The organism is Lientehia hominis, from assembly GCF_021044755.1.
In the GTDB taxonomy this organism is placed as follows: Bacteria; Bacillota; Clostridia; order Lachnospirales; family Lachnospiraceae; genus Lientehia; species Lientehia hominis.
The window spans coordinates 39,703-51,921 of sequence record NZ_JAJNOR010000007.1 but is presented as its reverse complement, the minus strand read 5'-3'; the positions used below and the strand labels follow the sequence as shown (position 1 = coordinate 51,921).

At 47.0% G+C, this 12,219-nt stretch carries 13 protein-coding genes and 1 tRNA gene; 6 read left to right on the top strand and 8 right to left on the bottom strand.

The window, feature by feature from the left end:
• The first annotated feature begins 139 nt into the window (after window positions 1–139).
• Entirely contained in the window at window positions 140–1,627 is a 1,488-nt protein-coding gene (locus LQE92_RS11825) for a D-alanyl-D-alanine carboxypeptidase family protein (protein ID WP_231063161.1), read from the top strand.
• 46 nt (window positions 1,628–1,673) lie between these two features.
• Here the strand turns inward: LQE92_RS11825 and LQE92_RS11820 are convergent, their stop codons facing one another.
• A complete protein-coding gene (locus LQE92_RS11820; protein ID WP_231063160.1) occupies window positions 1,674–2,714 on the bottom strand; it encodes a 3'-5' exonuclease in 1,041 nt (346 codons plus the stop codon).
• 202 nt (window positions 2,715–2,916) lie between these two features.
• Here LQE92_RS11820 and LQE92_RS11815 point away from each other — a divergent pair, with 202 nt between their 5' ends.
• Window positions 2,917–4,239, top strand: coding sequence for an MATE family efflux transporter (locus LQE92_RS11815; RefSeq protein ID WP_231063159.1), 1,323 nt, complete (start codon window positions 2,917–2,919; stop codon window positions 4,237–4,239).
• Window positions 4,240–4,336: 97 nt separating this feature from the next.
• On the opposite strand, the gene LQE92_RS11810 is transcribed toward LQE92_RS11815, so the two are convergent.
• On the bottom strand, window positions 4,337–4,693 hold the full coding sequence (locus LQE92_RS11810) for a metal-sensing transcriptional repressor (protein ID WP_231063226.1): 357 nt from the start codon (window positions 4,691–4,693) through the stop codon (window positions 4,337–4,339).
• A gap of 219 nt (window positions 4,694–4,912) precedes the next feature.
• Between LQE92_RS11810 and LQE92_RS11805 the strand changes: the two genes are divergently transcribed.
• Window positions 4,913–6,052 (top strand): GGDEF domain-containing protein, encoded by a 1,140-nt coding sequence (locus LQE92_RS11805; protein ID WP_231063158.1) that lies wholly within the window; start codon window positions 4,913–4,915, stop codon window positions 6,050–6,052.
• On the opposite strand, the gene LQE92_RS11800 is transcribed toward LQE92_RS11805, so the two are convergent.
• A complete protein-coding gene (locus LQE92_RS11800; RefSeq protein WP_231063157.1) occupies window positions 6,042–6,299 on the bottom strand; it encodes a TfoX/Sxy family protein in 258 nt (85 codons plus the stop codon). The two genes, LQE92_RS11805 and LQE92_RS11800, sit on opposite strands and share 11 nt — an antisense overlap.
• A 252-nt stretch (window positions 6,300–6,551) precedes the next feature.
• On the opposite strand from LQE92_RS11800, the gene LQE92_RS11795 reads away from it, so the two are divergent.
• The 3 genes from LQE92_RS11795 (at window position 6,552) to LQE92_RS11785 (ending at window position 8,304) form a co-directional block, all read left to right on the top strand.
• The gene (locus LQE92_RS11795; protein WP_231063156.1) at window positions 6,552–7,145 is read left to right on the top strand and encodes a recombinase family protein; all 594 of its coding nucleotides are present in this window, start codon (window positions 6,552–6,554) and stop codon (window positions 7,143–7,145) included.
• 187 nt (window positions 7,146–7,332) lie between these two features.
• Complete coding sequence (locus LQE92_RS11790) at window positions 7,333–7,593, top strand: hypothetical protein (RefSeq protein WP_231063155.1); 261 nt, start codon at window positions 7,333–7,335, stop codon at window positions 7,591–7,593.
• A gap of 159 nt (window positions 7,594–7,752) precedes the next feature.
• A complete protein-coding gene (locus tag LQE92_RS11785; protein WP_231063154.1) occupies window positions 7,753–8,304 on the top strand; it encodes a glutathione peroxidase in 552 nt (183 codons plus the stop codon).
• A 25-nt stretch (window positions 8,305–8,329) separates the two neighbouring features.
• Here the strand turns inward: LQE92_RS11785 and LQE92_RS11780 are convergent, their stop codons facing one another.
• The 5 genes from LQE92_RS11780 to serS form a co-directional block, all read right to left on the bottom strand.
• The gene (locus LQE92_RS11780; protein WP_231063153.1) at window positions 8,330–8,770 is read right to left on the bottom strand and encodes a hypothetical protein; all 441 of its coding nucleotides are present in this window, start codon (window positions 8,768–8,770) and stop codon (window positions 8,330–8,332) included.
• Window positions 8,760–8,972, bottom strand: coding sequence for a helix-turn-helix transcriptional regulator (locus LQE92_RS11775; protein ID WP_147597546.1), 213 nt, complete (start codon window positions 8,970–8,972; stop codon window positions 8,760–8,762). Before LQE92_RS11775 ends, LQE92_RS11780 begins: the two co-directional genes overlap by 11 nt.
• Window positions 8,973–9,602: 630 nt before the next feature.
• Window positions 9,603–9,679 (bottom strand) — tRNA-Arg (locus tag LQE92_RS11770).
• A 35-nt stretch (window positions 9,680–9,714) separates the two neighbouring features.
• Complete coding sequence (locus LQE92_RS11765; protein WP_231063152.1) at window positions 9,715–10,596, bottom strand: DUF3881 family protein; 882 nt, start codon at window positions 10,594–10,596, stop codon at window positions 9,715–9,717.
• A 45-nt stretch (window positions 10,597–10,641) separates the two neighbouring features.
• The gene (gene serS / locus LQE92_RS11760) at window positions 10,642–11,934 is read right to left on the bottom strand and encodes a serine--tRNA ligase (RefSeq protein WP_231063151.1); all 1,293 of its coding nucleotides are present in this window, start codon (window positions 11,932–11,934) and stop codon (window positions 10,642–10,644) included.
• Window positions 11,935–12,219 lie beyond the last annotated feature (285 nt).

The window sequence follows — 12,219 nt, the reverse complement described above, 5'->3', positions numbered from 1 at the left end:
TTTCGCAACGATTTTTTAATATCCTTTCCCACTTTTGGGGATAATTCCCGGAATATCACGGGATTCTCTTGCCACCGGCTTTGATTTATTCTATAATTATTAACTATATATTAACATTTTTATAAGGAGTCGTCTATAAATGAAAAAATCGTACCGGGCATTATGCCTGATTCTCGCTGCTTTCTTCCTATGCTTCTTTTATACGGAAAGGACAAGCCTGGCAGCAGACGCTTCCCAGGAGGAAACCTATGAAGCTTCCGGAGAAGTCTCCGTGGAAGCCGCCGATACACAGGGAGCTGATCCCAGCACCATTTCTACCTGGCCTCAGGGTCCGGAGCTTCTCGGAGAAGCCGGCGTTCTCATAGATGCCCGCACCGGAACGGTGCTCTTCGCCAAAAATGCTGACGAGGCGCTTTATCCCGCCAGCATCACAAAACTCATGACTGCACTTTTGACACTGGAAAACGCCTCTCTGTCCGAAGTCGTCACCTTTTCCAGAGAAGCCGTATTCAGCATTGAAGCCGACTCCAGCAACATCGCCGTCACGGAAGGGGAACAGCTGACCGTAGAACAGTGTATGTACGCACTCCTGCTCCAATCCGCCAACGAAGTGGCCAACGGCCTGGCTGAGCATGTGGCCGGAGGTATGGACGCCTTTGCGGAAATGATGAACAACCGGGCTGCTCAGCTGGGCTGCACCAACACGCATTTTGTGAACGCCCATGGTCTTCACAACGAAAACCATTATACCACCTGTCATGACATGGCGCTCATTATGAAAGCTCTCGTGCACAACGATACTTTTATCCGAATCTGCGCGGCCGGCAAATACACGATCGAGCCGACAAATAAACAGCCCGACTCCCGGTATCTGGTGCAGAAGCATAAAATGCTCTATGATTCCGAGTATACCTATGAAGGAACTGTAGCCGGAAAAACCGGCTATACCCCAGAAGCCGGCAATACCCTCGTCACCTATGCCGTCCGCGGAGATATGGAACTGATCGCCGTCTCCATGAAGACCAACTGGACACATTACGATGATACCATAGCCATGTTTGAGTTTGGCTTTAATAACTTTACGGCATATAATATGGCTGAAGCGAAAGAAAACACAGGCAGCGATTTTCTCTCCTCATCCCAAGGAGTTTTCGACACTTCCTCCGCATCCCTGGAGCTGAGCGGCGACAGCTGGATCATCCTGCCCAATAATATGAGCCTGAACGACGTGGAGAGCAGTCTGACTCTCAGCACCGCCTCTGCCTCCAATGTACTGGCAAATGTTACCTATTCTTATCAGGGCGTCCGTCTCGGATCCGGTTCACTTCTGCTCATCGACAGCGCCGACAAGCATTTCGATTTTAAAGAGCACGAAACAGCCCAGAGCCCTTCTTCCGCCAAGGAAAAGCCCTCCCAGAACAGCACGCTGTTCATCAATGTCTGGATTCTGCTGGCCGTCATCCTATGCGGAGCCATAATTTATTTCCTGGTCCTATTCATACGGAGGAAGAGGGCAATGAATCGGAGCGTGATCAAGGTCCGGAACTCCAGGAGAACTTCCATGCGTAGACACCGGAGACGGCAGAATGTCCTTCGCAGCAGAAACAAGGACCTGGACCGCCGTTAAAGATTCTGAAAATACGGCAAGCCGTGTAGACCACACGGCTTGTTTTTTATTTTAAAGGAAGGCTGCTCCGCGGCTGCGCATCGGAGCGCAAAGCTGAAGAAGCTCTCAAAGCTTGAGGGGACATGGAGTCTGAAACAGGCTTGCCCGCTTTGCTCTCTTTCCTCTTTTTTAACATTTCCAGCCTTTTCATCTGAATGGCTTCGGCGTCTGATTCTGAAATCAGCTTCAACGTCTTTACCACAAAGACTCCTCCGGATTCTGCTTTCTTAAGCCTGAGCTTTCCTTTCATATAGCCGTGCTCAGGGCAAAACGCCAGGCAAAGATACGTCTTTCCGTTGACAGGGAACCATCGGATCCGTTTCCTCAGAGCTCTGCCGCAGCGATAACACTTTGTGGAAACAGCCCCCTTATCGGCCATCGCCTTCTCCCTGGCCGCAAATACCCTGGAAACATATTTTGCATATCGGTCAAATACGATATAAATCTCCTCTTCCTTTTTATCCGGAAGTCTGAAATAATCCACAGACACATATTTTCGCACGGCATCCAGATCCATCCTCTGCATGATCTTGACCGTATACAGCGTATCATCAAAGGCACGATGAAAGGGGATATCTTCCTCGATTTCCAGATACTCCACCGCGTCCTTCAAGGAACGGCGGCTCTTTCCGTCTTCGTACAGAAGACTGAACAGCTTCTGCACATCGTAATAAAGAAGCGGTTTCCCCATTGGATTTTCCACCTTAAAAAACGCAAGATTCCTCTGAAGCTCTGTCAGATCCATGGAACCCCAGGTGCACATGATATAGTCATCTCCGCACCATTTAAAAAAATCTCCGATGACATCCTGGAATTTTCTGGCTTTTTCCAATTCCTGTATGTCCATATGGAGGATTTCCTTTGTTTTATAGTGAAGCTGACGGTATACGGCCGGCTTGATCACTTCGTTAAACACCTCTACGGTACGCATTTCTCCGTCCAGTTTCACCGCTCCTATTTCAATGATCTCAAAGGGCATCCCTGTCCGTTTTCCCGCTTTCCCCCTTGGACTCTGATTCCATTCCAGGTCGAGAACAATATAATGCAAACCGTTTCACCGCCTTTCCATACCTTATCTCTTAAACCTCCGGGCCTCATGCCGCAGCCGGCTGATCACTCATCTCATTCTATCATATCCCCTGAGCTTACGCAATTTTTATATTTTCTCCATGACTCTTGACTTCACTGTCCATAAGGTTTATGATAGGCTCCGTTCTTAATATTCTGACTTTTTTACAGGAGGAGTTTTCATGTTTTCCAGAAAGGATCTGACCCGATTAATCCTGCCGCTGTTCGCAGAGCAGTTCCTTGCCACCACCGTCGGCATGGCAGATATCATCATGGTAGCTTCTGCCGGTGAAGCGGCTGTATCCGGAGTTTCTCTGGTCGACAATATCAGTCTTCTGCTGATCAATTTCCTGATGGCCATTGCAACGGGCGGAGCCGTTGTCTGTGCTCAATATTTAGGCAAAAAGAAGCCAGACCTGGCTAGGGAAACAGCCGGACAGCTGATACTGTCCACATTTGTCATATCTCTGATCATCATGGTCGTCATTCTGGTGGGAAATCACGCTATTCTGAATTTGCTGTGCGGACGTGCGGAAGAGAGTGTAATGGCCAATGCCCGTACTTATTTTTACCTCTGCGCCGTCTCCTATCCGTTTCTCGGGGTTTCCAATGCCTGTGCGGCTTTATTCCGTGTTCAGGGAAAGTCCAGTATTTCCATGCTGTCCGCTCTTCTTATGAACCTCATCAATATTCCGGGAAACGCTCTTTTCGTCTTTGTATTTCATATGGGTGCGGCAGGTGTGGGAACTGCTTCCCTTTTATCGCGAATTGCCTCTGCCATCCTGCTCCTCAAACTGATTCAGAATCCGAAATATGAGCTCCACCTTCCCCATTTTACCAGGCACTTTCAGCGGGACATGGTAGGCAGGATCATGTACATCGGTATTCCCAGCGGCCTGGAGAACAGTATCTTCCAGGTTGGAAAAATTCTTTTGCAGAGTCTGATCGTCAGTTTCGGAACAGCATCCATAGCCGCAAACGCGGCGGCAAATACTCTGGCTACTCTTGGCACACTCCCAGGCTCCGCCATGGGGCTGGCTCTCGTAACTGTTGTGGGCCAATGCATCGGCGCCGGCCGTTATGAAGAGGCCCGAAAAAATACCAGGATCCTGATAGGCATTACATATGGCGCCATCGCCCTGGTCTGCGGCGGAATCCTGCTGTTTGTCGGCCCTTTGGTGGGTATCTACCACCTTTCTGAAGAAACGGCCAAGCTTGCCGTCACACTGACTTATATTCACAATGGCTTCGCCATCCTGTTCTGGCCGTCTTCCTTTGCTCTGCCCAACGCCCTGCGTGCTTCCAACGACGTGAAATATACCATGATCGTCTCCATTACCTCCATGTGGGTGTGCCGGATCTTTCTTTCCTATTTCATGGCAGGCTTTTTGAAAATGGGCGTAGCCGGAGTATGGCTGGCCATGATAGTCGATTGGGTTGTCCGCACAGGATTTTTTACAGTGCGTTTTTTCCGAAAAAAACTGGAAGTCCGTTCTATTATATAAGAAGTAAATTTCTATTTTTATTCTTGCCAACTGCAAAAAGCCCGGATGGACGCCTGTCACGAGGCACCCAACCGGGCTTTTCCAACGGTCTTCCGATTTATTTCACAAAACGGTCAATGGCTTTGCTGAGTTCTTCCAGGGCTTCATGGTCCCCTGATTCCACTGCATCTACAATACAATGCTCGATATGATCCTGCAGGATTACTTTTCCGGTATTATTGATCGCTGATTTAACCGCTGACAGCTGTATCAGCACCTCACTGCAGTCTCTTCCTTCCTCCACCATCCGTTTTATGGATTCCAAATGGCCGATGGCACGGCTCAGGCGATTAAGTACCGCCTTCGTGTTTGTATGGGTATGCCCATGATTATGATGACCGCGCTCTCCCTCTCCATGAGCATGCTCAATGACTTGTCCGTCTTCCCCTATATGAATATGGGTATGCGTATGCATTTCCTCCACCGCACTTCCCTCCTATCTCTGTTCATCTTCCAGCATTACGATTCATTCTATCATAGATCAGAAACTGTCACAAGCCCCCCGCCGGGTTCCTGTATACTTTTTGCCATGGCCGAAGCAATCCTGCTTCCTGTCTTTTTTCTTTGCTTATTCCGCTTCCTTGTAGTATACTGTAAAACATAAAAGTTTTTCACATTAAAGGAGAGTTCCGGCATGTCCGTTGACAGCAACATTCAAGCTATACGAGAAGAATACCGGAAGATAAATGAAAAATGGCTTCATCTGCATTTCAAGATCATTGTAGGACTGGCGTCCTTTTCCGTCGTCATGGAAATCATCATGTTCTATATTTTAAGTTCTATGGAACAAATCAGTGTCAGCGTATCCGTTTATGTGCTGAAATATATTCTGATTCCTGTGACGCTGAACGTTCTTTGTATCATCTCCGGATTTACAGCCCTCCGCCTGCGCCGGCTGTCTGTCTCTTCCAGACAATATGTACTGTCACTTACCTTTGTGGTAAACTGCTTTATTGTTTTTTCCATACATAATATTTTTACATCCCTTTATCTAATCTTCGCCATTCCCATTTTATTGACCTTGATCTATGCCAGCTACCGGCTGACCTCTGTCACTGCGGCTTTTTCTCTGGGTGCAGAAATAATTTCGGAATGCTTTATTTCATGGGATCCCGACAAAATATCCATTTTTCATGACGAGCTTTTGCTGGCCAATTTTATTCTTTCTCTGTACGTGCTGCTGTGCTTTTACCTTGTCTCCCTGATCATCATCCGGTTTCTGAGGGAAAAGAACACCGTCAGCATCAATAAAGAGCTGGAGCGGTTCCATCTGCAGCAAAAGCTTCTCCGTGACCATATGACCGGCCTGTACAACCGTTCTGCGCTTCAGACCGCACTCTGTACCGCACTCAGTGATACTTCAGGCAGTATCTATATTTTTGCAATGGCAGACCTGGATGACTTTAAGGCCGTCAATGATACCATGGGGCACGTTATGGGGGACAAATGCCTTAAGTTTATCGGAGCCATCCTGGACCAATGCCCTCCCGATGTGACCGCCTTTCGGTACGGCGGGGATGAATTCAGCCTTTTGTTCAAAGATCATACCATGGAAGCCGCCATCAATGTCTGCTCCAAGATTCAGGACCGTCTGACTTCTGCAAAAAACGTTGCGGATATTCCGCCGCTGACTGTCAGCTTCGGTCTCACCCACTGCATACCGGGGACAGCCTCCACCCAGTTGATCAAAAACGCGGATGCAGCCTTATATAAGGCCAAGAATCAAAAGAACGCCGTCTGTGTCTATGAAGACATCTCTGTATCTAATCATTGATCTTCCGGTAAAATTCTTTCAATTCCAGCTTCACGTCTTCCGGAAGCTGGTTTTTTTTGATTCCACGAATGGCACCCTCCAGGCCGAGCAGCCGGTTTATGCAGGCAGAGCTATCAATGGCCCTGATCTTCAGCCATGCTTCCTTGCTCCCTGTTTCTTTAAGCTGTTCACAGGTGGTGATTCCCACCTCCTCCAATTGTTCCTCTACTATCCTTCCAATATTGGGAAGCTTCGATAATTCTCCCATATGATCACTCCTTCTGCAGCTTATCCGGTCTTAGTCTCTTCATTCTCTTCTCATTATACCATGCCTCCGATAAAACGACATAGGCTTTCTAATCCATATTAACCAGCTTACAAAAATTACCAATATTTTCCAACTAATATATGTGAGGTTTTATGATAGAATGGAAAAAATGTCCGAAAGCGGCGTGCAGGCTTCCAGCGCCGTTTTTCTGCGGCCTTCTGTTCGGCAATTTCAGATACAGGAGAATTCTGCATGAATACATATGGCTATGTACGTGTGTCTACCAAGGATCAGCATACGGACCGGCAGCTGATCGCCTTATCCGAGTATCAAATTCCAAAGCGAAATCTTTACATTGACAAACAAAGCGGCAAGGATTTCAACCGTCCGGCGTACAAAAAACTACTAAGGCGCATAAAAAAAGACGATCTGCTGATCATTAAATCCATAGACCGTCTGGGGCGCAATTATGATGAAATCATCGAACAATGGCATCTGATAACAAAAGAAAAGGGAACCGACATCAAGATTATCGATATGCCGCTGCTGGATACTACCCGGAGTAAAGATATCCTGGGCACCTTTATCGCAGACCTGGTACTTCAGGTGCTCAGTTTCTGCGCCCATTCGGAACGTGAGAACATCCATCAAAGACAGATGGAAGGAATCCGTGCGGCTAAAGCCCGCGGCGTCCGGTTCGGAAAACTCCCCCTGGCGCTGCCGGACGACTTCACACAGACTGTCCGAAAATGGAAACGGAAAGAGCTGACAGAAGCGGAAGCTCTGGCACATTTACATATCAGCAGAAGCAGCTTTTTTAAATATATCAAGGTTTTGAAACTCTGACTTGCAATATTTTATAAAAGTTTGTAAAATTACACTTATAAAGACTATCATTATTTGTCATTATATGGTGGAAATTAATATAAATTATACCTTTTTTCTTATAGAATCACAAGTGTTTTGTGGTGTACTTTCACGTATACGAAGGTGTACTTAGAAATACTTTATAAATTATAGGGGTTGACTGCAGATGGAAAAAGAAAATAAATTAGGCCTGTTGGAATCACTGGCAGCAAACATGAACTGCATGTACATATCGGATCTGAATAAAATAATCTATACTCAGACGCAGAAGCTGATTCATTTATTAGAATCTTATGAGGTAAACACGTACAGTGCCGAGGAATGGCGGGATGCGTTTATTTATCTGACGGGAAAAGATTGTCCTCTGTCCTCCCCGGAAGAAATCAGGCAGTTGCTGGTCCAAAGGCTGGAGGCATGCAGCCTATAAAGTGTCATGCCGTTTATTTTCCATTTCCATCACTCGTTTAAAAGGGCTCCGGAAGGATTCTTTTCTTTTTTTGTTCTCATGCTATTCGCATAATTTCTCCGTTTTTTCTAATACTAAAATGAATCTTGTTTATTCTCTTTGTTTTGAAAGGATGATACCATGAACATTTATGATTTCACTGTAAAAGCTGCTGACAGAAAAACTGTCCCTCTTTCCTGCTATGAAGGGCAAATCCTGCTCATCGTGAATACAGCCAGCAAATGCGGCTTCACCCCGCAATACGAAGAACTGGAAAAGTTATACCAGTCCTATAAAGACCATGGGGTTCAGATACTGGCATTCCCCTGCAATCAATTTCATGGTCAGGAGCCTGGCTCTGATGACAGCATACAGTCCTTCTGCAGCCTTACCTATGGAGTTACATTTCCGGTCATGGCAAAAATCGATGTGAACGGCCCGAATGCCTCACCACTCTATCATTATCTGACCACTCATACGGAATTCAAAGGATTTGACCCAAGCCATCCCCTCGCCGGACGTCTGGATGAGATTCTGGAAAAAGAAGCGCCTGATTACAAGGAAAATGGCGATATAAAATGGAACTTTACAAAGTTTCTGATTGGCAGGGACGGCGAAATCCAGTCGCGGTTCGAACCTACCACTCCTATACAAAAAATTAAAGCAGAAATAGAATCACTCCTCGCAGACTAGACTTCTCAGCGGTCTTTGTGGTTTATCATTCTTCGTCATATTTCTTTTGGTTCAGCCTCTGCCTGACCCAATATGTGATACTGGCGGCAATCATGCAGACTGCAATATATAAATGTCCCACTTCTTCTGTTATGACTCCGTTGCTGAGAAGGGCCTCTTTTCCGCTGATGATATGCGCTGCAGCCAGGCACAGCATAAAAAATCCGCAAGCTCCGTAACTAACAGCTAATATCCTGCCTGTCTGTTCCCGGATGCCATTCATGGCATCTTTGATGATAAAAGTCAGCATGCATACTGTCAGCGGAGTCCAGACCTGAATCAGAAAGGACGCAAAACCGCTTATCTTTATTCCCATGGCATCCTCTGCCAAATAAATCAGCGCGTCTACGGCTATGGCTGCTATAAAACCATATTGAAAACCTTTTCCACGGTCCATCTGCTGTTTTTCATCATACTTATTGTTCATACCTGTCATCCTCCCCAAACAGTTCATCCAAAGTTTTTCCCAGCACTTTACAGATCGCGCGGCAAAGCCTTATGGTCGGATTATATTCTCCCTGCTCGATGGCATTCATCGTCTGGCGCGATATTCCGACCGCCGCGGCCAGTGCGGTCTGGGTCATATCCTTCTCAGCCCTGGCAACCTTTATCGCAATATTTCTTGCCATGTTCATACCCCCAGTCATTTAGAAATACATATAAAATCCCTTAATCGTAAAATGATATGCTACTGAAAATATATTACAATATATTTTCCATTATGTCAATTATATGCTACATATATCTTAATAAATATGACAATACAAAACAGCCGGCTGGATTTTACACCAGCCGGCCATAAGGGACACATTTTCAGCCCTTATTCCATTTTATTCTGAATACCATTATGATACCTGCCGCCTGCCGCAGCTGCGCATATGGCCAAAGACTTCTTTTTCGTATATTTCAGCGCTATGAACAAAAAAAATACGCCGCAAGGTCACCGATCTCATCGGCAAACCACGTCCTGATGTACAGGCTTTTCATGACTCTGCCGTCCGTCAGGTGTATATGAAGCGCCCTGACTTTATTTTCTACGTACATTATTTTAGAATGGGGCAGAGAGAAGATCCGCTCCTGCTGATAAAGCGCTTGAAACCTAATCAGCTTTTTTCCTTACTCACTAGATCTTTTATGTTGTCATCGCAGATCACAACCTTCAGCATATTTTATCACTCCGATTATTCGACGATTCAGTCCGCCATCCTTCATCAAAAAACGCCGAAAACTTTGATCCACAAAGTTTTCGGCGGAATTTCTGGCGTCCCCGAGAGGATTTGAACCTCCGGCCTACCGCTTAGGAGGCGGTCGCTCTATCCTGCTGAGCTACGGAGACTTAGCAATAAAACGGTGCAACCAGTGACACACAGTTTAATCCAGAAAATTCACCTGGCCCTGAAGCCATACAGGCCCCTTAAACCTACGTCCCACCACCGGCTCGCCAAGCAGGTCCTGCTTATTGATGCCCACCTGGAACATAATGTCGTTGCACTCTACCATTAAAACATAAATTTCCTCATTTGTCCACCTATTTGTGACGATTTCCACCTCTAAAATTTCTCCCAGAATCGAATATTGGTCACATTCCACGCCAAAGGGCATGAAACAGGAGTCCACTATGGAATAGACATCCTCATTGCGGACCCGGCCTGAGATGGCGGCATACAGATCGATATCCTCCAGAGCCAGGGAATCCATGGCCTCCGAATCACCTTTCCTCGCCGCTTCCAGCAGGCTGCTCCTGTTTTCAGATGCTACCTTGATCTTCTCCTTCTGCTTTTCGGTCTTCTGGACCGGCAGCAAAATCCTTCCATGGATGGAAAGCGCCGACAGCATAACTGACGATATCTGTGAGCTGTGGAACTTATCCTGACGCCTCTTCACATATTCCATTCCATTCTGAAGATAAAAAATCAAAGATACACCCAGCCGGTATTCCTCACAGATACCGGCATAGGATTCCTTTTCCGCATGGCGCTGAACCTGACAGGGCGCCTGTGTGGTGATACAGGTGCTTCGCAGATAAGGAAAATAGTATTCCCTTTCCAATACATCCCGGTCGTTCATTTCTCCGCAGACGGAGATGCCTATGCCGTTTCCCACTTCCGCATAAATCTGTTCCCTTGTCCCGCCATCATCCAGCTGAACCAGCTGAGCCTCCCCGGGGCACTGGACAGTCTGCTCCAAAAGCTTTTCAATATCCTGCTTTTTTGTATACTCACTGAACCCTATCGCCCGCAGATATTTATGCATGATATCTCCTTTTTATTGGCACTGGCGCTTCCGGGCAAGACATTTTCATCCCTCTTCCTTCGGCACCAGCTTCGTCTGTCCGCCCATGTACGGCTGAATAACCGCGGGAATATCCACGGTACCGTCCTCATTCAGATTATTCTCCAAAAACGCAATCAGCATACGAGGCGGTGCTACTACTGTATTATTCAAAGTATGGGCAAAATATTTCCCGTCTTTTCCGTTTACGCGGATTTTCAGGCGGCGCGCCTGCGCATCGCCCAGGTTAGAGCAGCTCCCCACTTCAAAATATTTCTGCTGCCTGGGAGACCATGCCTCCACATCATAGGATTTCACTTTCAGATCTGCCAGATCGCCGGAACAGCATTCCAGGGTGCGGACAGGAATATCCATGGAACGGAACAGGTCCACTGTATTCTGCCACAGCTTTTCGAACCACATGGGACTTTCCTCCGGCCTGCATACAACGATCATCTCCTGTTTTTCAAACTGATGGATACGGTACACGCCTCTTTCTTCGATTCCGTGGGCGCCCTTCTCCTTGCGGAAGCAGGGAGAATAGCTGGTCAGCGTATAAGGGAGCTTCTCTTCCGGAGATACCGTGTCGATGAACTTTCCGATCATGGAATGTTCGCTGGTGCCTATCAGATACAGATCTTCTCCTTCAATCTTATACATCATCGCATCCATCTCATCAAAGCTCATTACGCCGGCCACCACATTGCTCCTGATCATGAACGGCGGTATGCAGTACGTAAATCCTCTGGCGATCATGAAGTCCCTCGCGTAGGCCAAAATGGAAGAATGGAGCCTTGCGATATCGCCCATCAAATAATAGAAACCATTTCCGGCCACCCGTCCTGCGCTTTCCAGGTCAATCCCTCCAAAGCTCTCCATGATCTTTGTATGGTAGGGAATCTCAAAATCAGGCACGACCGGCTCACCGTACTTGGTCACTTCCACATTCTCCGTATCATCTTTTCCGATGGGTACGGACGGGTCAATGATATTGGGGATGGTCATCATATTCTTCTGAATGGCCTCCTCGACATCACGCTCCCGCGCCGACAGCTCCTCAACCCGGGCGGCATTGGCATTTACCTGAGCCTTGATCTTTTCTGCCTCTTCCTTCTTACCCTGCTTCATCAGCGCACCGATCTCTTTGGAAAAGCGGTTCCGGCTGGCACGGAGGCTTTCAACCTCCTGCTTGATTTCTCTGTTTTCCTTATCTAAAGCAATCACTTCATCCACCAGCGCCAGCTTCCTGTCCTGGAATTTCTTTTTGATGTTTTCCTTTACTGCTTCCGGATTTTCCCTTAAAAATTTAATGTCTATCATAATAATCCCTCCTTTTTTATTTCCTATAGAATAAAAATAACCTCCCATCCCATATCAGGGACGAAAGGTTTCCGCGCTGCCACCCATTTTGCCGGCCTTCCGCGGCCAGCCTCTCATTGGTGGTATAAAGGCCACCGGCCTTTTGACTCATCGCCAACCGCTCCGAAAGTGGACGGGCCTGCTGCCCTGCCGGTTCACACCAACCACCAGCTCTCTGAAAGGACGTCACATGCCTTAGCTTTCCTCACCGCGTTTTTCTATTCTTATTTCATCGTTGCCCCTTAT

Bases quoted from the DNA above. Each gene is read 5' to 3' on its own strand.
- LQE92_RS11775 (WP_147597546.1), bottom strand. From the start codon at position 8,972: ATGGCAAGAAATATTGCGATAAAGGTTGCCAGGGCTGAGAAGGATATG.
- LQE92_RS11780 (WP_231063153.1), bottom strand. From the start codon at position 8,770: ATGAACAATAAGTATGATGAAAAACAGCAGATGGACCGTGGAAAAGGT.
- LQE92_RS11785 (WP_231063154.1), top strand. From the start codon at position 7,753: ATGAACATTTATGATTTCACTGTAAAAGCTGCTGACAGAAAAACTGTC.
- LQE92_RS11805 (WP_231063158.1), top strand. From the start codon at position 4,913: ATGTCCGTTGACAGCAACATTCAAGCTATACGAGAAGAATACCGGAAG.
- LQE92_RS11815 (WP_231063159.1), top strand. From the start codon at position 2,917: ATGTTTTCCAGAAAGGATCTGACCCGATTAATCCTGCCGCTGTTCGCA.
- serS (WP_231063151.1), bottom strand. From the start codon at position 11,934: ATGATAGACATTAAATTTTTAAGGGAAAATCCGGAAGCAGTAAAGGAA.
- LQE92_RS11810 (WP_231063226.1), bottom strand. From the start codon at position 4,693: ATGCATACGCATACCCATATTCATATAGGGGAAGACGGACAAGTCATT.
- LQE92_RS11800 (WP_231063157.1), bottom strand. From the start codon at position 6,299: ATGGGAGAATTATCGAAGCTTCCCAATATTGGAAGGATAGTAGAGGAA.
- LQE92_RS11765 (WP_231063152.1), bottom strand. From the start codon at position 10,596: ATGCATAAATATCTGCGGGCGATAGGGTTCAGTGAGTATACAAAAAAG.
- LQE92_RS11790 (WP_231063155.1), top strand. From the start codon at position 7,333: ATGGAAAAAGAAAATAAATTAGGCCTGTTGGAATCACTGGCAGCAAAC.
- LQE92_RS11795 (WP_231063156.1), top strand. From the start codon at position 6,552: ATGAATACATATGGCTATGTACGTGTGTCTACCAAGGATCAGCATACG.
- LQE92_RS11825 (WP_231063161.1), top strand. From the start codon at position 140: ATGAAAAAATCGTACCGGGCATTATGCCTGATTCTCGCTGCTTTCTTC.